The 21,339-nt window shown below is 38.4% G+C and carries 18 protein-coding genes and 1 tRNA gene; 4 read left to right on the top strand and 15 right to left on the bottom strand.

Going from position 1 to position 21,339, the window contains the following annotated elements:
* Positions 1-4 precede the first annotated feature (4 nt).
* Positions 5-1,174, bottom strand: a complete 1,170-nt coding sequence (gene murG / locus BM161_RS06915) for an undecaprenyldiphospho-muramoylpentapeptide beta-N-acetylglucosaminyltransferase (RefSeq protein ID WP_074931275.1) — start codon at positions 1,172-1,174, stop codon at positions 5-7.
* Between the two features lie 134 nt (positions 1,175-1,308).
* Here murG and BM161_RS06910 point away from each other — a divergent pair.
* Positions 1,309-1,381 (top strand) — tRNA-Phe (locus BM161_RS06910).
* A gap of 49 nt (positions 1,382-1,430) precedes the next feature.
* On the opposite strand, the gene BM161_RS06905 is transcribed toward BM161_RS06910, so the two are convergent.
* Together BM161_RS06905 and BM161_RS06900 are read right to left on the bottom strand one after the other, a co-directional pair.
* Complete coding sequence (locus tag BM161_RS06905; protein WP_143090512.1) at positions 1,431-2,117, bottom strand: hypothetical protein; 687 nt, start codon at positions 2,115-2,117, stop codon at positions 1,431-1,433.
* 33 nt (positions 2,118-2,150) lie between these two features.
* Entirely contained in the window at positions 2,151-2,810 is a 660-nt protein-coding gene (locus tag BM161_RS06900) for a hypothetical protein (RefSeq protein ID WP_143090511.1), read from the bottom strand.
* Between the two features lie 125 nt (positions 2,811-2,935).
* Between BM161_RS06900 and BM161_RS06895 the strand changes: the two genes are divergently transcribed.
* Positions 2,936-3,844, top strand: a complete 909-nt coding sequence (locus BM161_RS06895) for an ankyrin repeat domain-containing protein (protein ID WP_074931272.1) — start codon at positions 2,936-2,938, stop codon at positions 3,842-3,844.
* 181 nt (positions 3,845-4,025) lie between these two features.
* Here the strand turns inward: BM161_RS06895 and flgE are convergent, their stop codons facing one another.
* The 6 genes from flgE to BM161_RS06865 all read right to left on the bottom strand — a co-directional run bounded on the left by flgE (position 4,026) and on the right by BM161_RS06865 (position 11,681).
* Entirely contained in the window at positions 4,026-5,417 is a 1,392-nt protein-coding gene (gene flgE, locus BM161_RS06890; RefSeq protein ID WP_074931271.1) for a flagellar hook protein FlgE, read from the bottom strand.
* A 26-nt stretch (positions 5,418-5,443) separates the two neighbouring features.
* Positions 5,444-5,905, bottom strand: coding sequence for a flagellar hook assembly protein FlgD (gene flgD, locus BM161_RS06885; protein ID WP_074931270.1), 462 nt, complete (start codon positions 5,903-5,905; stop codon positions 5,444-5,446).
* Between the two features lie 116 nt (positions 5,906-6,021).
* A complete protein-coding gene (locus BM161_RS06880) occupies positions 6,022-7,428 on the bottom strand; it encodes a flagellar hook-length control protein FliK (RefSeq protein WP_074931269.1) in 1,407 nt (468 codons plus the stop codon).
* Positions 7,429-7,473: 45 nt separating this feature from the next.
* On the bottom strand, positions 7,474-8,103 hold the full coding sequence (locus BM161_RS06875) for a periplasmic-type flagellar collar protein FlbB (protein ID WP_074931268.1): 630 nt from the start codon (positions 8,101-8,103) through the stop codon (positions 7,474-7,476).
* Between the two features lie 89 nt (positions 8,104-8,192).
* Positions 8,193-9,482 (bottom strand): hexokinase family protein, encoded by a 1,290-nt coding sequence (locus tag BM161_RS06870; RefSeq protein ID WP_074931267.1) that lies wholly within the window; start codon positions 9,480-9,482, stop codon positions 8,193-8,195.
* A 105-nt stretch (positions 9,483-9,587) separates the two neighbouring features.
* Positions 9,588-11,681: a methyl-accepting chemotaxis protein gene (locus BM161_RS06865; RefSeq protein ID WP_074931266.1), complete on the bottom strand. Its 2,094-nt coding sequence runs from the start codon at positions 11,679-11,681 to the stop codon at positions 9,588-9,590.
* Between the two features lie 232 nt (positions 11,682-11,913).
* Here BM161_RS06865 and BM161_RS06860 point away from each other — a divergent pair, with 232 nt between their 5' ends.
* On the top strand, positions 11,914-13,908 hold the full coding sequence (locus tag BM161_RS06860; protein WP_425319048.1) for an ATP-dependent helicase: 1,995 nt from the start codon (positions 11,914-11,916) through the stop codon (positions 13,906-13,908).
* A gap of 80 nt (positions 13,909-13,988) precedes the next feature.
* On the opposite strand, the gene BM161_RS06855 is transcribed toward BM161_RS06860, so the two are convergent.
* The 4 genes from BM161_RS06855 to BM161_RS06845 all read right to left on the bottom strand — a co-directional run bounded on the left by BM161_RS06855 (position 13,989) and on the right by BM161_RS06845 (position 17,877).
* On the bottom strand, positions 13,989-15,641 hold the full coding sequence (locus BM161_RS06855) for an ABC-F family ATP-binding cassette domain-containing protein (RefSeq protein ID WP_074931264.1): 1,653 nt from the start codon (positions 15,639-15,641) through the stop codon (positions 13,989-13,991).
* A gap of 18 nt (positions 15,642-15,659) precedes the next feature.
* Positions 15,660-17,318: a DEAD/DEAH box helicase gene (locus tag BM161_RS06850; protein WP_074931263.1), complete on the bottom strand. Its 1,659-nt coding sequence runs from the start codon at positions 17,316-17,318 to the stop codon at positions 15,660-15,662.
* A 134-nt stretch (positions 17,319-17,452) separates the two neighbouring features.
* A complete protein-coding gene (locus BM161_RS14365; protein WP_177206216.1) occupies positions 17,453-17,602 on the bottom strand; it encodes a hypothetical protein in 150 nt (49 codons plus the stop codon).
* Positions 17,603-17,673: 71 nt separating this feature from the next.
* Entirely contained in the window at positions 17,674-17,877 is a 204-nt protein-coding gene (locus tag BM161_RS06845) for a hypothetical protein (protein WP_143090510.1), read from the bottom strand.
* 37 nt (positions 17,878-17,914) lie between these two features.
* Here BM161_RS06845 and BM161_RS06840 point away from each other — a divergent pair, with 37 nt between their 5' ends.
* Positions 17,915-19,057, top strand: a complete 1,143-nt coding sequence (locus BM161_RS06840; protein WP_074931261.1) for a class I SAM-dependent methyltransferase — start codon at positions 17,915-17,917, stop codon at positions 19,055-19,057.
* A 48-nt stretch (positions 19,058-19,105) separates the two neighbouring features.
* Here BM161_RS06840 and rpmE read toward each other — a convergent pair whose 3' ends face one another.
* Both rpmE and rho read right to left on the bottom strand, forming a co-directional pair.
* On the bottom strand, positions 19,106-19,315 hold the full coding sequence (gene rpmE, locus BM161_RS06835) for a 50S ribosomal protein L31 (RefSeq protein ID WP_022930765.1): 210 nt from the start codon (positions 19,313-19,315) through the stop codon (positions 19,106-19,108).
* Positions 19,316-19,493: 178 nt separating this feature from the next.
* Positions 19,494-21,257, bottom strand: a complete 1,764-nt coding sequence (gene rho, locus BM161_RS06830) for a transcription termination factor Rho (RefSeq protein WP_074931260.1) — start codon at positions 21,255-21,257, stop codon at positions 19,494-19,496.
* Positions 21,258-21,339: the final 82 nt, after the last annotated feature.

The following is a 21,339-nucleotide window of genomic DNA, read 5'->3' as shown; positions in this document are numbered from 1 at the left end:
TCTCCTACTGGTTCTGTCCTATTTTATCAAAAAGAATCTGGGCAATTTTCTTTGCAGGAACTTCTCCATGTGTAAGTTTTTCAACTGCCTTTGAATATTCTGCTCTCTTTTCTGCATCAAGCATTTTGGTAAGAGACTCTTTAAGATGTTCTGAATCAGCTTCTGCTCCTAAAAGCATTTCTGCAGCTCCTCTGTTTTTGAAGAATTCTGCATTATCAACCTGGTCACCTCTGGTACCACTTCCGCACAACGGAACAAGAACCATCGGCTTATTAAGTACTGCAGCCTCCCAAATTGAGTTTGCACCTGCACGGCTCAAAATTACATCTGCTGCAGAAACAACATCCGGCATTTCCTGATAAATAAAATTATATGGTTTATATGACTCTGGATATTTTTGTGCCAGCTGATTTGAACGATTGTCATCTGAATTCAAAAGTCCTGTCTGATGAACAACAATATAGTTTTCACATAAAAAATCTATGTTTTCATATACCAGCTCATTAATTTGTCTGGCACCTGAACTTCCGCCAAGTACAAGAAGCACAGGCTTTTTTTCTGCATCTTTTATTCCAAGAAAAGCTTTACCTTTAAGAGCATCGGTGTTATAGAAAACAGGACGTACCGGGTTTCCGGTTACAACTACCCTTTTCTTGTCAGCTTCAGAAAGTTTTGCTTTTGTGTCTTCATATGAAACAAACATACAGTCTGCAGATTTAAAATTAATTCTGTTTGCAAGACCTAAAGTAAAATCACATTCATGAGTAAAAACTGGAATATGCAGAAACCTTGCAGCCAGACAAGGTGGTACACTTACAAATCCACCCTTAGAAAACAAAACTGCAGGCTTTTCTTTTCTTAAAATATGATAAGCTGAAAAAAATCCACCGGCAATTCTAAACAGATCTGAAAAGTTTTTCATAGAAAAATATCTTCTAAGCTTTCCAGAAGGGATTCCGTAAAACTTATCAACAGTTGGATTTCCATCAGGTCCTGTAGCTTTTTCAACTATGTTTTTGTCCATTCCTTTAGAACAGCCAATCCAGCATATTTCAATTTGATGATTGTTTGATTTTGATATAGCTTTTAATTCGTCTGCAACAGCAAGGCCCGGGTAAATATGACCGCCAGTACCGCCGCCTGTAAAAACAATTTTATTTTGATTTAATTTCATAGTGTGTCATTTTAACACACTACCGGTATTTTTTAAATACTAAGAACTGAATTTAAAATAATAAAATTTCTTAAAATTTGCCTCATCTTCTATTGACATAAAATCATGTTTCATATATATTAACATACATCAACGCCGCAATAGCTCAGTTGGTAGAGCGCCGGACTGAAAATCCGTATGTCGTTAGTTCGATTCTAACTTGTGGCACTAAAGCTTCTAACTTCGGTTAGAAGCTTTTTTTATACACATTTCTTTTTTATTTAGCTTCACAAAGCATTCTGTAAAACCAGTTCTGAAGTTCATTTACTCTTGCAGTTACAGCATTCTCTACATAAGACTTCAAAAACTTATGCTCAATTGGCGAATAAGAGCACTGAATAAGTGCATATACATTTATATCAGATTCATCTTCCTGCATAAGAACAAATATTTCTGCTTCTCTTTTTTTGATTCCGCGTACAAAAATGTTATCAGGCTTTTTATTTATAATTGCATTTACTGCGTACACGTTACCATTATTTTTATAGGTATCTATATTTACATCAAAATTAAGACCGCCGGCAGCCTTATCTTTTACATATAAAGTACCATTCTCTTTATCATAAATTGATTTCTTGAAGATAGGCTTACGTTCTTTTGTATTTGCATCTATATAACTTACACCGTAACACTCTTTATCAAGACCACCAAGCTGATCCAGTTTTTTTAATATCATTGAACAGTCATAACCTTTAGCTTCCTGTCTCGGAATTTTTAGATTAGACTGAACACAGTATTTTACTTCATATTTTTCAGAAAGTTTTTTTATATAATTGTTTTTATATTGTATTTCTGGGAAAAGACGATAATCTGATTTGTAAGAATGAACAATTTTCTTCTCCAAAGAAAATGCATTTACATAAATAGATAGCGACAATAACAACAATAGATATAACTTTTTCATAAGATTTTTGATTATTTTTATTGATGATTATATTTACATCATATTTATACGCAATTCAGTGATAGTATCCTGATCATCAGCATAAATTGAAAAACTATTTTCAAGATTAGAAATCTGTTCCATAATCTTTTTGATCATTATAATACCAAGTCCGCAGCCTTCAGTCATATCTACTGAGTTCATAAAGATTTCTTCTGAAGTTTTATTCTTTGAAAGTTCAATTTTATTACTGATTCTTTTAAGTTCTTCTTTTGAAATAATAGAATTGTTTCTGGTTGTGATTATAAAAGTTTTATTTTCAACTGCATAACGGATTTTAACATAAAATCCAAGATCCTGTGCACACTGTATAAGTTCCAGATGTTTTACCTGGCTCACACCCATTTCCCTAAAGTTCTTCATTCCAAGCTCGTATTGCTCATGTACATTGATATCAAGCTCATTATGAATAAAATATGCACGTTTGATGTTTGCTTTTACACAATTTGAAATTATTTCTTCCATACACAAGCAAAGAAGATTATGAACATTTTCACGATTAATTGATTTTAAGTACATTTCAAGGGATTTATTGATAAATTCTCTGCTCGCGTCGGTAGGGCCTTGCAGCAAAGTTTCGTAGGGCTTGTTTTCAGTTATTGAAGCTTCAATTTTAGAGAAATCATAAAAATCAGAAATATTGATAATACTCACCACTTAATATTATATACCTGTTTTATAGAAAAATAAACCTAAAAACATCCTTTATTCCTACTTATTTTAATAGCGTTCTCATTTTTCTTGTAAAATGTGACTTCGTCCTTTATAATAGAGTAACTATGAAATGGCTTATTATAACCGACAACAAAGACATCGAAACTAAATGTACTGATTTTATTAACTCAGCCAATAAAAAAAATAAATTACTCGTTTCTCCTCTTACCTTAAAAGGTATTAAAGAACACAAAAAAAGCTTTAAGGAGCTTGGTGCCTGCATTATCTATGCTACAGATGAAAAGTCTATTGATGCTCCTTTAGGTGCAAGTCTTTCTTCAATCTTTGGATTTTTCGCAAGTGATGGAATCAAAGTATATACTAACGTAAAATTACTTTTTGATGATCCTGTTTTTGGAAAGGATAATGGTGTTGGTTGTGAGAATGTAGACGAGCTCTATGAAAAGTTTACGCAGGACTACAATACAATTTCTGATGAAGCCAGTATGCGTCTTGCAAAGCAGAAACTTCTTGACCGTGGTATTCCATACACAGCAGACTGCTTTGGTACTTATATTGCAAAGAATAAACCTGAAATTGTTCATGAATTCCTTGAAGCTGGAATGAGCATTAATGCACGTGATGACACAGGAACTCCAATGCTCAACATTGCCTGCCGCAACGACAACTTTGAATTTGTTGAAATGATTTTTGATCTTGGTGCTGAACTTAATGCAGTTTCTGAAGATCGTGGATACACAGCTGTCATGGATGCTGTATGGCGTGGTAATGAGAAGATTACTAAGTATCTTATTTCAAAGGGTGCAGATCTTAATACAATCAATAAGGAAGGTCAGAATAATCTGATTCTTGCAGTTGGTGCAAACAGAGAGTCTCTTGTAAAACTCCTTGCAGAAAACGGTGCAGACCCAGATGTAAAAGATATGATGGGAATGAGTGCATATAACTACGCAGTTCTGTTCAAAAAGCAGCGCCTTGTAGAAATCCTGGAACCTTATCACAAAGCACAATAAAACAGTTAGACGAAATTCTAAACAACGTCATCCTGAACTTGTTTCAGGATCTATAAAAAAAAGGCCCGGAAGATTGATGGATTATCTTCCGGGCCTTAGTTTTTTTTCAATTAAAAATTTATTATCTGTCTGGTCCTAAACACCCTCCCGTTTGCTTAGAACCTAAAACCTATAACCTGATTTATCGCTTCAAGCTCAATACTGTTTCAAGCAGTGTATCAGCAGTCTGAATTGTCTTAGCATTAGACTGGAATCCACGCTGTGTTACGATCATATCAGTCATCTGTTCAGAAAGGTCTACGTTTGACATTTCCAATGCACCAGCCATCAAAGTACCTTTACCGGCAACTCCTGATTCACCAATGCGTGCCATACCAGAGTTGTTAGACTCTACGTAAGTGTTGTCTCCGGCTTTTTCAAGACCGCGGTCGTTAGCAAAGCTTGCAAGAGCAATCTGACCGATTGTACGGTTTGTACCATTTGAGTACACACCAGTGATAATTCCGCTTGAGTCAATCTTGAAGTTATCAAGATAACCCATTGTATATCCGTCCTGATAGAAAGCCTTTGTTGTAGACTTTGAAGCAGACTGTGTAATTGTATCCTTGAAAGAACCGATTGTTCCAAGGTTGATGTTCATTGTCTGGCGATAAGGATTTCCTTCTGCATCTGGATTTGATTCAGCAACTGCGAAAGAAGTCTGAATTACAATCTGACCTTCAGGATTTGTGATATTTCCAGCTGTGTCTGTTACAGACTCAAGAGCGCCGTAGTTATCAAAGTTTACAAGGAAAGTATTTCCCATACCGTCTGTTGTTCCAAGACCAACGCGTGTCTGTGTGTAGTCTGCATTATCAGCATCAACAAGAACAGTAGCTTCCCACTGATTTGGATTACCAACTACACGGCGGAAAGAAACTGAAAGCATGTGTTCGTTACCAAAGCTATCGTAAATCTTCTGCTCAGTTCCCCATGTTCCTTTATAGATATCGTCTGCACTTGCACCTTCAGCAATTTCTGGAGTGTTCTTGTTCAAGTTGCAGGCAAAGTTTACGTTTGTAGTTTCCTTAGCAGGATCTTTTGATCCTACAGGAATAATAAGGTCTTCTGGAGTTGCAGCAGTAGAAACGAGCATCTGTCCGTTTACTTCTTCTGCCATCCATCCTTGTACACGCATACCATTAGCCGGGTTTACAAGTGTACCGTCGCGATCGAGTCCGAAAGAACCATTACGTGTGTAGAAAGATTCTTCACCACTCTTGAGCAGGAAGAACCCATTTCCCTGAATAGCAAGGTCAGTTGAAACACCTGTTGACTGAAGGTTACCCTGTGTAAAGATGTTATCAATTGAGGCAACAGTCATACCAAGTCCAACTTCCTTAGGGTTTACACCACCAAGCTCGTCAGTAGGTTTTGCGGCACCACTCATCTGCTGGCTGATCATATCCTGGAAGTTTACTCGGCCACGTTTAAAGCCGTTTGTATTAACGTTGGAAATGTTGTTACCAATTACGTCCATTCGTGTCTGGTGATTCTGAAGTCCTGAAACTCCAGAATAAAGTGATCTCATCATATGCTAATTCCTTCCTTCCTACCCGATTAGTCAGCGTATACCGCTTTAATTTTATCCATGCTGTAATACATGCCGTTCACAATGATCTGTGGATTTTCCCCGCGGGTTGCCCCTTCCACAACACCCTGAACTGATGTATCACCTATTTCCAGTTCAACTGTCTTACCTAATGTGGCTGCAGCTTCTGAGCTGTTAATATATGAAGCCATTCTCGAAAAGGATGTACTCATATTTGTCATCTGTTCCAGGGAACTGAACTGAGCCATCTGGGAAATAAACTCTGTATTTTCCATAGGGCTTGTTGGATCCTGGTTCTGCAGCTGGGTAATAAGCAGCTTCAGAAAATCATCCTTTCCCAATTCGTTGGAAGTTTTTCTTCCTTCCACAACAAGCGTTTTGTTATAGTTGTTTACCGCATTTTCAACGGCAAACATATCGCTTGCACTCATTTTAGTGTTAATGCTGTTTTGTGTATTAAGTAGTTCCATCATTCTCCTCAATTTACACTTTTTTTTATGCGGTGGTTGAGCCTGTCGAAACTACCGCATTATCGCTAAAGGTGGTTTCGACGTGCTCAACCACCAACCATTTTTATATCGTCACCTTAAGCAACGATGTTTACAGAATAATTCGAAATATCTTCTGCATTATCAAAAATGTCATCTAATTCAGCGCTAAGCCCCTCTGCTGAACTTCCGTACACTCTCTGTGCAAAGAGATTTCTTCCATCATCCTGACCATTAAATCCCATATTCTGATTGAACGAACCACCGTTGTTCATTGCAACGTCAAAGTTCGCAGCATCAAATCCGTTCTTAATAAATGCTTCACGTAATGTTTCTGCATTATCTTTGAAAACCTGAAGAGCTTCCTTAGTTGCTACAGTAATATGTCCGCTCAAAGTTTTTCCATCCAGAGAAAGATGAATCTTTACATTTCCAAGATCATCCGGATGCAGTACAAGATTAATTGTTCCCTGGTTGTTATCTTTAAGAACGAGGTTACCAGCCTTTACAAACTCAGATGCAACATTATGAAGCTGGTTAGAAAGCATTGCCTGGAAATTAGATCCGTTTGAAGCGGCAGTCTGAGTATTCAAAGAAAGTACATCTGCTTCTGCATTTGGATTTAATTCAACAGACATTACTGCTGTGTTATCATTTGTAAGTTTTATATCAGAAGTTTTGATTGAAGATTTTTTGCCGTCCTCAGCTTCTGCAACAACTTTTGTACGTTCATCTTCAACTGTGATTTTTCCTTCTTTATCAAGAGTAAACTGTTTTTTAGTTTTATCCTGATTTTCAGAAAAATTAAATTCTGTATCTGAACTGCTTTCTTTAGTCTGAAGGTTATTTACAGCCATCTCTGCACTTGACTCAACATTTACAGTAAGTTCAGAAGCATCATTTTCATCAGCAGAGACCTTTATTTTGGCATTTTCTTCAGATTTAATTGAGTTCTGTGCAGCTGCAGCGAGTTTTGCAGAGTTGTCGTCTGTTTCAACATTTTTAGTAATTTCATCCAGACGTGAAAAATCTTTATCAGAAAGCTTTTTATTCTTAGAATCTTTAGCTTCTTTTGATTCAGCCTTGGCAGTTTTCTTTTCATCTGATGAATTTTTAACTTCAAAATCAGATTTTTTTACTGCTTTTCCTTTTGAATCAGATTTTTCAGAGACCTTTTTGTCAGATTTTTCCTGGGAATCAGTTTTTTCTACAGTTTTTTCTGAAATTTTCTCTGGCTCTTTTTCATCTAAAGCCTTTTTTTCAGAATTTTTCTCTGCTACATCAGTTTTTTCAGTCTTTGCTGCATCAGAAACTTCAGAAACTGGATGTTCTGTCTGTGCAGAATTAGACTCAGGCTTTGAGATTTCTGCATTATTAAATGATGCAAGATAATCAGAAAAGCTTACTGATGGCTGAATAGGAGAATCTTTTACTGTATTAGATAACTGTAATTCCTGAAGTTGAGTCGGATTTACGATGATATCTGTGATTGCCTGATATGACACTTGGCAAATCTCCTTAATCCGTTGAAGATTTGCCAGTTCTGAATGCTAGTCCAGGGACTCAGGCTTACTAAGCATCTTCCGCTGTATTTCTGCAGCCCGGTCAGATGGCATTAAAGAAAGCCAATACGAACCCATAGATGAAGAACCTTCGGCGGCTGCAATCTCTTCGACTTTGCGAAGGACGTCAATTACTGTCTGATCATCCATCGCAACAAGAATGTCAACCGCAGCTTGAGGTCTCATACCATTCAGATTTCTTGCAATCTGTTCAACGTTTATATTCTTATCATCGTATTTTTTTACTTTGAGGTTAAATGTTTTTTCTCGTTCTTCCTGATTTTTTTCACGCTCAGCAAGCTCTGCACTCACCTGTTCATTCTGTTTTTCTACAGCTTCAATGTCAGATTCACGCTTATCAAGCTCTTCTTTGAAAATATCAAGAGCTTCACGCTGTTTTCTGAGTCGATCTTCATCAAGATTTGCTACAAGAGGACGAGACTGGGTGGTAGTTGTTGAAGTTTGTGGTGATTTTTTCATTATCTTATAAACCGGTGAGAAGATTGATTTAACATGTACAACACCAAGATAATCAAACCATAAAAGCCCACCGGCTAAAAGAATGAGAATTATAATCAACAGAACAAAAGACTTACCTAAAGACTTTTTGAAAGACATAGTTTTTTTCCACCCCACCCAAGTGTCATTCTGAATTTATTTCAGAATCATTAAAAAATTATATCACATAAAGTTCAATCAATCAAACTTTAATCGATTAGTCCCGAAATTGCAGCACCGAGAGTAATATCATTCTCGCAAGATACAATGTTCCAGTAAATTCCAAGCTGACGTGTAAGTACTTCATCAAGATATCCGTAAACACGTTCACGAACCTTGTAAGTCTTAAAGAATGTTGTACCGTCACACAAAATACAGATTGGTTTTGCTGAATTCTTTCCTTCTCCTGTTTTTACAGCACAGGCAGTAAGGATAGCAGCAGAATAACGAGCTGAACGCTCTGCAATTGCATCCAGAATCTGGAACATCTTATCTACATCTTCATCAGTTGCAACTTCACTTGCAATCTTTCCAAGTACACAGTTTGCATCATATGGATGATGAAGGAACTTATCCATTTCAATAAGGGTAAGAGTTTCAAGCGCATTGATTGCAGCAGCTGTTTTTTCTGTAAAGAGACCTTCTTTAGCTGCTGCCTTAAGAGCGAACCAAGAAACAGGTCCAAGATAAGCACCAGAACAAAGCTTTTCAAGATAGAAAGTACCAGGCTTTACAGTTGTTTTATCAAAATCAACATCAAAGTCTGAGCGGTTTACTTTAAGGAACTTACCGCTTTCACAAACTACAATCTGCTGTTTGATGTTGCAGCAGTCGCAGTCTGGCTGAATGTAAGCAGCGTTCATACCAGTTCCAAGAATGAAACCGATGTTTGAAGAATAGCGGTCACCGTCTTCTGCACATGCAGCACCTGCAAGAAGAGCTGCTACTGTATCGTTACAAAGTGTAATGCGTTTAATGCTGTTCCAGCCGTGTGCAGCTAATGCTTCCTTAAGGCATGCTCCAACTTTTGAGCCTACAACCTCAGGAGCTTTAACTTCCTTAGAGAAACCAAGAAGAACACCGTCTCCATCTTCCTGAATTTCCATTGGATATGAGAAACAGAAACCAATTCTGTCTGATTTATTCTTAAGATGTTCAAGATTATTTGCAATCTGTTCAAAGAAGTCTTTGCGTGAAAGTTCTTTTTCAACGCCAGGCATACGTGTTTTTTCCATATCAGAAATTGATGGAACGCCAGCGTCATCAAAAGTAACAAGGCAGGAACGGAAGTTTGTTCCACCTGCGTCAATTACGATAACAGACTTACCTTTTGCAGAAGTTGCAGGAGGATTACAGAAAGTACGAATCATATCCTGATCTGCACCTTCTTTTTTGAGTCCCTTTTTCATATCGTCCAGAATAGCCTGAGCGACAGTTAATACATCGACATGATTTACAAAATTATGTGCTGAAAGAAAAGCACTTACCTGATTATTCATAATAGTTTTTTCCTGTATTTTTTAGAGTTATTCTATTATACAGTGTTTTACCTATTATGGCAAATATCGGGTAAGTGCTTATATCAAAGTGTCTGAACTAATCAGTTAGACCTTAAACTCATCAATCTGCTTACCAATCTTAACGATTGAATCCTTCATACGGTCTGAAACCTCTGTAAGAACAGCACCAGTTTCATTGATTTTCTGGGCACCTACAGACATTTCGTCCATACTGCCCTTCATTTCAACTGTTACGTCCTGCAGCTGCTGTACTTCAGAAAGAATAAGTTTATTTCCTTCCTGCATTTCATCAGAAGCACTGCGAACTTCCTGTGTACTGTCATTCATCAGTTTTAGGGCTTCAAGAATCTGTTTAGAACCTTCAGTCTGTTCTTCCATTGCAGTACGAATCTGCATAACAAGCTGATCTGTATCTGCAAGCTCATGAGATACCAGAGAGAAAGTTTTACTTGCATCAGAAGAAGCACCAACTACTTCGGCAATAGCTTCCATAATCTGATTCAACTGGTTAGAAATCTGAGTTGACTGCTGAGAAGAAGTTTCTGAAAGCTTACGAATTTCATCTGCAACGACAGCAAATCCCTTACCTGCGTCACCCGCATGAGCCGCCTCAATTGCCGCATTCATGGCAAGAAGGTTTGTCTGTTCTGCAATATTTGCAATGGCAAGGTTTGCATCTTTCAAGGATTCAGACTGATTTTCAATTGCCTGAACCTTCATACTTACAGCCTCAAGTTTTTCAAATCCTTCGGTTGAGTGTGTCTGAAGTACACCAAAAGATTCATTCATCTTTTCCATAGACGAACTTACAGCATTAATATTTCCAATCATCTCTTCAACAGCAGAAGAAGCTTCTGTTACTCCAGATGACTGTGTTTCAATCATCTGATTAAGAGAATTAATATTTGCAGAAATTTCATCTACTGCACCCGCAGTCTGATCAACACAGGTTTTCTGATTATCAAGCTGCTGACGGAAGCTCTCAATATTTGCAAGAATCTGATGAATAGAAGTTGCGGTATCCTGAGCACTTGAAGACATGTCCTCTCCGGCAACCCCAAGTTCATTTTTTGACTCTTTTACATCAGAAATAATATTCTGCAGCTTTGCCGTAAAATCGTTAAATCCTTGTACTACCAAACCAATTTCATTATTTGATTTTATTTGGATACGCTGAGTAAGATCTGCATTACCCTGAGATATTCCAATAATTGCCTTTGTAACAATAGTAAGAGGTTTAAACGATACTCCAAGAATAATAACCCCAACAAGAATAATTACAATTATTGAAATGAGTGCAAAAACGACTGAAGTATTTGCAATTTTAGCGCCAAGTGAATCTACAATTTTACCTGGTACAGAAAAACCAAAGCCCCATGGAGTTCCACTAATTCCGCTGTAAACAAAAAGATCTTCCTTACTTCCTGCAAAAGAATTAATCCATCCATAACCTTCTTCACCATTTACCATTTTCTGACAGAGTTCACCATAATCTTCATGTCCTTCACCAGGATTTTTTATCAAATTGGCATCTTCTGTTGCAAAAGGGTGATAAATAATTCCACCATTATGATCAAGTACAAACATCCATACTTCTTCTGGAAGTTCAATACTCTTTATAGGTCTAATAAGAACATCAATATTAATAACACCGGCAAGCATTGCAAAAAGCCTACCCTTTTTATCATAAACAGCTCTTGTAATATGTATTACTTTATTACCGGTCGTTTTAGAAATAACAGGATTATCTATATAACGTAGTTTACCGCCAAACATAATTGCCTGGAAATAATCTCTTTCTGAAATATTTGTACGGGTTCCATTATCGTTATAAGACAATCCGTTTTGATCACATAGCATAATATAATCAAAATCATTACTTCGGATCTCCGGATGCTCCTGAAGCCATTTTCCGGCAAGGTCAAAATCACCCTGATCCATAATGTCCGCATTTACATATGCATCAAGTTCCTTAAAATAACTGTCAATTGTTCGTTCAAGGGATAAATTGATTGATTTTGTGAACATTATATAACTTTCAACATGATCTGCACGTGATCTTGTTTTTGCAAGTCTTGATATAGCAAAAATCTGTAAAGCAGTCAATGATAAAAAAACTATACCAACTGCTACTAACACAGTTACAACAAGGCTAGATCTTTTTTTCCCTTCACTCATGAAATACCTCTCTAAAGTTAAGCAAAATTATTTTGTACACAGTATTTTTTAAATGATTTTCATAAATGATATTCTTAAATAATCTTAAATAGAGCTTTCTAATAGTCTAATACTAAATTCTAATAAATCAACAAATTTTATGAAAAAATCAATTTTTTTTTCTATAATATTTTATTATTATTCGTATTGACCCATTATTCTTATCTGCGTATTATAAAACCCTATGCTTGACCTGGAATCCCTTAAAAAAGAACTTAATCCTCAGCAGTACCGCGCTGTAACTACAACAGAAGGCGCAATTCTTATTATTGCAGGTGCCGGCAGCGGTAAAACCCGTGTAATCACTTTCAGAATTGCACACATGCTTGATAAGGGTATTCCTCAGAGTTCAATTCTTGCCCTAACCTTTACTAATAAAGCAGCAAAGGAAATGGCAGACCGAATTAAAACTCTTACAGAAAAGAAACTTCAAAACCTTACAGTTTCTACCTTCCATGCCTTTGGCGTAAAGATTCTTCGTCAGGACATAGACAAGCTTGGCTGGCGTGAAAACTTTTCAATTTATGATGAAACAGACCGTGTTGCTCTTATTAAAGAATGCGGCCGTGAACTTAAATTTTCACCAGAAGCAATGGATATTTACACAATCGGAAACCTTATTTCCAATATCAAAACAGGCCGTAAGAACTGGGAAACTGCAAATGACATGTACCGCCCTCTTTATGAGCTTTATCAGGAAGGACTTAAGCTTTATAACGCAGTAGATTTTGATGATCTTATTGTTCTGCCAATTAAGCTTTTCCGCGAGTATCCGGAGGTTCTTGCCCGTTACCGCGAACGCTATAAGTATTTAATGGTAGATGAGTTCCAGGATACAAGTCATCAGCAGTATGAAATGATGCACCTTCTGGCAGATAAAAACGTTGCTGTCGTTGGTGACGATGACCAGTCAATCTACAGCTGGCGTGGTGCCGACTATCAGAATATTGTAAATTTTGAAAAAGATTTTGATGTTACAGAAATCCGACTTGAACAGAATTACCGTTCTACCGGTACAATTCTCGAAGCCGCAAACGGTGTAATTTCTCATAATACAAACCGTAAAGATAAAAAGCTTTGGAGCGGTAAAGGAGCTGGAAAGCCCATCGAAATCTTTATGCCGGAAAACGAAACCGACGAAGCAGACTTTATTGCAGAATCAATACTTGGAATTGCTGTAGAAGAAAAACGTAAATATGATGATTTTGGCGTTCTGATGCGTGCCAACACACAGAGCCGTTTTATAGAAGAAGCCTTTTTGCAGAATAATATTCCATATACTATGAGCGGCGGTACTTCTTTCTTTGAACGTAAGGAAATCAAGGATATTATCAGTTACCTTCGTTTGATTTCTAATCATGATGATGATATTAACCTTTTGCGAATTATTAATACTCCTCGCCGAGGTATTGGCCGTGCCGCAATTCAGCTGATGAATGATGCGGCAGAACTTAACGGCTGTACCCTCTGGAACGCTATTGATTATCTTATTCACGCAGAAGCCTCTCAGGCCAGTGACGTCCTTAAAGAAGATTTGCAGACTTTCGTTGATTTGATAGAAGGCCAAAGACAGAAACTTTTAAGCGGCCGTGGTCTTGCAAACAAGGTTCGTCAGATGGTTGAAGAGATTAACTACAAAGATCATCTGCTTACTGAATTTTCAAAATCAGAAAAAGCTGTTCGCTTTAAGCTTAAGAATATAGAAGATTTAATTCGATTTATGGAAATCTGGGAAAATGATCCGGATAATCCTAATCCAAATCTTTATAACTACCTCAACAGAATTACACTTATGAGCCGGGATAATGGAGATGATGAAGGAGATAAGGGAAAAGTAAACCTTATGACAATTCATGCTTCAAAGGGTCTGGAGTTCCCGGTTGTATTTATTGCAGGAGCAGAAGAAGGTTTGATTCCTCATGCCCGTTCTGTAGAAGAAAATGGCGGCGATGTAGAAGAAGAGCGCCGACTCTTTTATGTAGCAATTACCCGTGCCCGCGACAAGCTTTTTATCTCTGCCTGCCGCAAGCGCCGTCATATGCAGATGACTGTGGAAACTGAACCAAGCCGCTTCCTCGATGAAATCCCTGCAAACCTCGTAGAATACCACGAGCCAAAGCAGCTCACCGAGGAAGAAACCGGAGCGATGTTCAGCGACTTTTTAAGTACGCTGAAATCAAAGATGTAACAATGTGGTTTCGATACGGCTTCGCCTACTCAACCACCGGTGGTTGAGTGCCCGCAGGGCGTATCGAAACCACCTGTAATTTAAACTCGATACTTAATCTTCTTACCAGTTCCCTCGTACATTTTTGCACGGAGTTCGCTAACCTGTGGGTCTGAGATATAATCATCAAAACTCATCATGCGGTCAATAATTCCGTTTGGAGTAATTTCCACAATGCGGTTTGCGATAGACTGAATGAATTCGTGGTCGTGTGAACTGAAAAGAAGTACACCAGGGAATGCAATCAAACCTTCGTTCAAAGACTGAATTGCTTCAAGGTCAAGGTGGTTTGTAGGATCATCCATAGTGATACAGTTAGCACCGCTAAGCATAAGCTTTGAAAGCATACAGCGAACCTTTTCACCTCCGGAAAGAACCTTTACCTTTTTCAAAGATTCATCACCAGTAAAGAGCATACGTCCAAGGAAGCCGCGAACGTAAGCATCGTCCTGTTCCTTAGAATACTGCTTAAGCCATTCTGTAATGTTCAAGTCATTATTGAAGTTTTCTGAGTTATCACGTGGAAGATAGGCTTGCGAAGTTGTCTGTCCCCAGAAAAACTCACCGCTGTCTGGCTGCTTAACACCGTTTACAATATCAAAAAGTGCTGTTACTGAGTTATGCTCAATACCAACAAAGGCAATTTTGTCTGTGCGGTTTACAGTCAAAGAGAAATCTTTAAGAAGCTGAGTTCCATCAGCATCCTTATAGTTCAAGTTTTTAATCTCAAGAACATTGTTACCAATTTCACGATCTGCCTTAAAGTTTACATAAGGGAACTTACGTGTAGAAATTGGGATTTCTTCAAGAGAGTCTGCAAGTTTGTCGTAAATCTTTTTACGGCTGGTAGCCTGCTTAGCCTTAGAAGCGTTTGAAGAGAAGCGGAGAATGAACTCGCGCAAATCCTTCATCTTTTCTTCTGTCTTCTTCTGCTGGTCGTGAGCCTGGCGCTGCATAACCTGAGTCATCTGATACCAGAAGTCATAGTTACCGCTGAACTGTGTAATCTTACCATAGTCAATATCACAGATGAATGTACAAACTGTATTCAAGAAGTGACGGTCATGTGATACTACGATTACTGTGTTTTCAAAATCAAGAAGGAAGTTTTCAAGCCATGTGATTGATTCAATGTCCAAACCGTTTGTAGGCTCATCGAGAATCAATGCGTCTGGGTTACCGTAAATTGCCTGTGCAAGAAGTACGCGAACCTTCTGAGATTCGTCGAGTTCACTCATCATCTTATCATGGTGTTCTTCTTCAAGACCAAGACCAGAAAGCATCTGTTCAATCTGATTTTCAGCTTCGTATCCACCGAGTTCTCCAAACTCAGCTTCAAGTTCTGCAGACTTAATTCCGTCTTCTTCAGTAAAATCAGCCTTTGCATAAATCTCATCACGAGCCTTTGAAACCTCATACAGGCGAGGAAAGCCCATCATAACGGTATCTTTTACTGAGTATTCATCAAAAGCAAAGTGGTCCTGCTTCAAAACAGCCATACGCTCGCCCGGAGTCATAAAGATTTCTCCGGAATCCTTTTCGAGCTCTCCACTAAGAAGCTTTAAGAATGTAGATTTACCGGCACCATTTGCACCGGTAATTCCATAACAGTTTCCTTTATTAAACTTAAGGTTTACGTCCTTGAAAAGAGGTTTTTCACTGAACGAAACACTAACATCACTAACTGTAATCATTTATTATCCCCTAAAAAATTAACGGCCAAAGAAGCTCTTAACTTTCTGCCAGAATGTCTTCTTCTGCTCAGGTGCAGCCTTCTGCTGTGGACGGTTATTATTGTAAGACTTCTTACCGTTCTTCTTGTAATCGCCTTTCTTGTAATCACTCTTCTTATAACCGCCCTTCTTGTAGATGTCTTTTGCTCCCTTAGAAACAGAACCAGAAGCATAAGCATCCTTATACATCTTCATGCGCTCTTCGTATGAAAGACCGGCAAGTTTAGCTGGGTCAATGTAAGGTCGCTTTCCACCATCGCGTCCCTTTCCACCTTTCTTGTAGCCGTCTTTCTTATATCCGTCATGGCGACGGTCATCACGCTTATCATCACGTCCGTGACCGTTACGTTTTCCGTGTCCACGTCCATCGCGGTCATCACGACGGCGGTTATGAATATCGCCATCCTTACCCTTACGGTATCCGCCGCGGTTATCATAATCATCATCACCACGCCAGTTTTCTGTCTTAATATACATACCGGCAGACTTGTCTTCTTCCATCTGATCTGGATAAGCAACAGTTGCAGGAATAGACATTTCGATATAGCGCTCAATTGCAGGAAGGTTATAAACATCCTGTTCAGAACAGAAAGTATATGCCTTTCCAGATTTACCTGCACGTGCTGTACGGCCAATACGGTGAACGTAGTTTTCAGCTTCAACAGGAAGGTCGTAGTTAATTACCATTGCAAGATCATCAACATCAATACCGCGTGCAGCAACATCTGTTGCAACGAGAATCTTAATTTCTCCGGCCTTGAACTTCTTCAAAATTGCAAGACGCTTAGACTGAGGCAAGTCACCAATCATAAATTCAGCCTGAATTTCGTTAATAACAAGACGCTTTGCAATAACTTCGCAGGAACGTTTTGTATTACAGAAGATAATTGCTGATTCTGGGTTTTCATGCTTGAGGATTCCAACAAGAAGCTTCATCTTCTCATCAGATGAAACATGAAGAAGTTCCTGCTGAATTTCGCTTACTGTAATGTTTTCTGCTTCGATTGTAATTTCTACAGGATCACGTGTATATTCCCATGCAAGATTCTTTACGTAAGTATTGAGAGTTGCAGAGAAAAGCATTGTCTGGCGAGATTCTGCTTCTGGAAGACACTTTAAGATTTTACGAAGATCATCGTAGAATCCCATATCAAACATGCGGTCAGCTTCATCAATTACGCAGAAGTAAGAATTGCTGAGGTCAAGGTTTCCCCCCTCATTCAAATCAATTACACGACCAGGTGTACCAATTACAATATCAACACCTTTTTTCAAAGTTGCAATCTGCTTTTCGTAACCAACACCACCATAAACAGAAAAAGCTTTAAGACCACTTGTTCCAACAAGAACCTTTGCTTCTTCTTCAATCTGAACTGCAAGCTCACGTGTAGGAGCAAGAATCAAACACTTTTTACCTGCATTCTGCTCTTTAAGCATTTCACCAATTACTGCAACAAGATATGCGCAGGTCTTACCAGTTCCAGTCTGAGACTGAACATACAAATCCGGGCCCTTAGCCCCTTCTGCTGATTTAGAAGCCTTAATCACCTGTTCCTGAACCGGTGTACATGTAACATAACCGGCGGCTTCAATTCCCTTCAAAAGTCTTTCATCAAGACCAAATTCTGTAAAATCCATAAGATTCCTTCACTGCCCACACAGGGGCACACAAATATATTTTTACCGCACATACACACAGGTTGTGGGATAAATGCAAATTATGAGACTACAATTATAATGTTTTTTGGAGATTATGTATATAAGAAGAGATTTTAGTTTTTTTTCTCTTTAGTGGCTAGTTTCTTGTAATATGAATTAAGCAGCTGATCAAGTTTTTCCTGGGAAATAAGTTTAACAGGAGGATGTTCTTTCCTCTCTTTCATGAGACCTTCCAATACTTCCCTAATCTGCTGATTATCCATTCTATCTTAAATTATCGTCATAAAAATCTACATTCTTTAATTATGACAAGGAAGTACGGTAGTTATAACGATTATTTACTTTTTTTTTCGCGGCTCTTTACCTTGTTCAATTCTTTGTAGTAATCAAGATACTGACATAAAACGCCGAGAGCCATCTGTACACTCTGCTGAACATTTTCGTCTTCATCTGCTTCTACAACATTACTTTCGTAAATTGCATCACGGAGTTTACAGAATTCATTATTCATTGCAAGATATTTTTCAGTCGCTGTCATGGTTTTAATTATAACAGATATGTGGTAAACTTGCCACATGAACATTGAAGACACTCAGAAAAAGACTGAATACCAGGCGGAGCTTTTTTCTAACCGCCTTAAAAAAAAATATAAAGAATTACGTAAATGGGCACGCAAAAGCCGTGTTTCCTGCTACAGACTTTACGACCGGGATATTCCGGAAATTCCTGTAAGCCTGGACCTTTACGAATTCCTTCCAGATGGAGTTGATTCTGTAATTGAAGCCGCACGTTTAATGAGCGACCAGAATGCCCGTCTTAGTGCAAATGATCCTGCTGTTGAACACGAAATTAAAGAAAGAACTTACGCTGTACTTTATCTTTACGAACGTCCTTACGAAAAATCTGATGAAGATGAGGCTGCATGGCTCGACGCAATGTCTGCAGCTGCAAGTGAAGTACTTGGCATTGAACTTTCTCATATTGTAAAAAAATCACGTGGACACAAAAGCCACAAAGATGATGAACAGTATCAGAAAAATGACAGTGTACAGACAGTAAGTGGAATTGTTCAGGAACAGGGCCAGCTTTTCCGTCTGGATCTTACAAGTTATCTTGATACAGGATTGTTTTTTGACCACAGACCGTTACGTTCAGTTGTCCGCGATACCTGCAGTAAAGAACGTGTACTCAATCTCTTCTGCTACACAGGAAGTTTTTCTGTATACTCAGCACAGGGAAATGCCAGCTTTGTAGAATCTGTAGACCTTTCAAACACATATCTTTCATGGGCAAAAGATAATATGAAACTTAACGGCTTTACAGATAAAAAACGTTATGAGTTTACTCGTGCAGACTGTATGAGATTTTTACAGGAAAAAGCTGTTAATGCAAAAGGTGGAAAACTTTCACCAGAAGAACTTTATGATCTGATTATTCTTGACCCGCCAACTTTCTCAAACAGCAAGGCTACAACAGATGTTCTGGATATTAACCGCGACTGGCCACAGCTGGTAAAGGACTGTCTGAACATTCTAGCCCCTGGCGGCAGCCTTTATTTTTCAACAAACTCTGAAAGAATAAAGTTCGACATCAGTAAGATTCCGCCAAAAACCGCTGCCGGTTCAGAGTTCACCTGGAAGGAAATAACAGAGCAGACAATCCCGGTAGACTTTGCAGGAAAAAAGCCACATAAGGTGTGGGAGTTCATCTTGAAATAAAAAAAAGGCTTCCGATTTTCGGAAGCCTTTTCTGTATTCTTATAAGAACTATTTGTTGTCCTTGATACCGTATCTCTTATTGAAGCGGTCGATACGACCTGCAGTATCAACGAGTTTCTGCTTACCAGTATAGAATGGGTGGCAAGCTGAACAAATTTCAACGTGAATGTCTTTTACAGTTGAACGTGTTTCGATTACATTACCGCAAACGCAGGTAATTTTTGTAAGCTGGTAGTCTGGGTGAATTCCCTTTTTCATTGTATAACTCCTATATTCTTGCCCGATATTACGCCCAGCAGCCTCTAGCTTGTACCTTAAGCACTTCTATCATTTCGCCACTGTCAGCCAAAAATATAAATAATATCACAAGATAAAAAATTGATTTTACTATTATATTAAAATCAGATTATCGGGTCAACCCCGATAATGAAATCACTTACTCAAGACCTGCAGTTCCAGCGTTCATGCTGGCAAGGAAAGCTTCGTTAGTCTTACTCTTCTTCATGCGATCAAGAATGAGCTCTGTAACATCAACATCTTCCATTGGGTTGAGTACCTTACGGAGAATCCAGATCTTCTGAAGTTCATTTTCAGTAAGAAGAAGTTCCTCTTTACGAGTACCAGATTTCTTGATGTTGATTGCCGGGAAGAGACGACGTTCTGCAAGCTTGCGGTCAAGGTCAATTTCAGAGTTTCCAGTTCCCTTGAACTCTTCAAATATAACCTCATCCATACGGCTACCAGTTTCAATCAAAGCTGTAGAAATGATTGTAAGAGATCCACCCTCTTCTACGTTACGTGCTGCACCAAAGAATCTCTTTGGCTTAAAGAGTGCGTTTGAATCTACACCACCAGAAAGAACCTTTCCGGAAGTCTGAACTGTCTGGTTATAAGCACGTGCAAGACGTGTAATAGAGTCAAGAAGAATTACAACATCACGCTTATGTTCAACAAGGCGTTTTGCCTTTTCAAGAACCATTTCTGCAACCTGAACGTGACGTGTTGCCTGCTCATCAAAAGTAGAAGAAATAACTTCACCTTTGATAGCGCGTTCCATTTCTGTAACTTCCTCAGGACGCTCATCAATCAAAAGAACGATGAGATATACCTCAGGGTTATTTGTTGTGATTGCGTTTGCAATTTTCTGCATAAGGATTGTCTTACCGGCTTTTGGTGGCGCAACAATCAAAAGACGCTGACCTTTACCGATTGGTGCAAACAGGTCAACGATACGTGTAGAAACCTCAGTTGAAACTGTTTCAAGACGAAGCTTTTCATCTGGATAAAGCGGTGTAAGGTTTTCAAAAGGAACACGAGTCTGTGCAATGCGTGGTTCGTCAAAGTTTACTGTTTCAATGCGAAGTAAAGCAAAGAAGCGTTCACCCTCTTTTGGAGAACGAGTCTGTCCGTAAACAGTATCACCAGTCTTAAGGTTGAAAAGTCTGATCTGACTTGGGCTGATGTAAATATCATCTGGACCTGGAAGATAGCTGTTCTGTGGTGAGCGGAGGAATCCGTAGCCGTCTGGAAGAATCTCAAGAGATCCAGAAGCAAAAATAATTCCACCGTGTTCTGTATGAGCTTTAAGAATTACAAAAATCAAATCCTGCTTTTTCATTGGAGCAAGGTCATCTGCTGTAAAGCCATAATTCATAGCAAGTTCACGAAGTTCTGGCATTGATTTGATTGTAAGATCATTAATTAAAAGACGTGGTTTATTTGCATTTTCTTCAGCGGCAGCGGCAGATTCAGCTGCAAGCATTTCTGCCATTTCAGGACTAGGAGGTGTATAAGAATTGCGGCCATAAGGCTTACGCATTCCCTGTCCTCTTCTGTTATTGTTGTTATTATATTTGTTCTGATTATTCTGATATCGGTGATTATTAGGACGTTCTTCTGAAGATTGATTAGCACTTTCTGATTCTTCAGTTTTCTTTACAACTCTTCGTCGTTTTACAACTACTCGGCTTGAATCAGAGCCTTCTCCTTCTGCTGGTGTTTCTGAGGCAGAATCTTCTGTCTGTTCTGTAGTTTCTGATGCAGGGGCTTCTGATTCTTCTGCACTGTTTTCAACTGGGGTTGTCTGCTCTGAAGTTTCTGCAGGTTCATCTGTTGAACCAAAATCGAGTGTTGCCTGTGCTTCATCTACAGGCTCTGAAACATTTGCATCATCTGCACGATGCCTTCTTAATGCTGCCATTAAAAATCCTCATAAATAATTAAATTTTCTTTGATTTTATATATAGTAAAAAAATTAAATAAACCCAATTTGATTTGATTTT

This window comes from Treponema bryantii (genome assembly GCF_900113965.1).
In the GTDB taxonomy this organism is placed as follows: Bacteria; Spirochaetota; Spirochaetia; order Treponematales; family Treponemataceae; genus Treponema_D; species Treponema_D bryantii_A.
The sequence above is the reverse complement of the archived record's forward strand: the minus strand, read 5'-3'. Positions and strand labels throughout refer to the sequence as shown.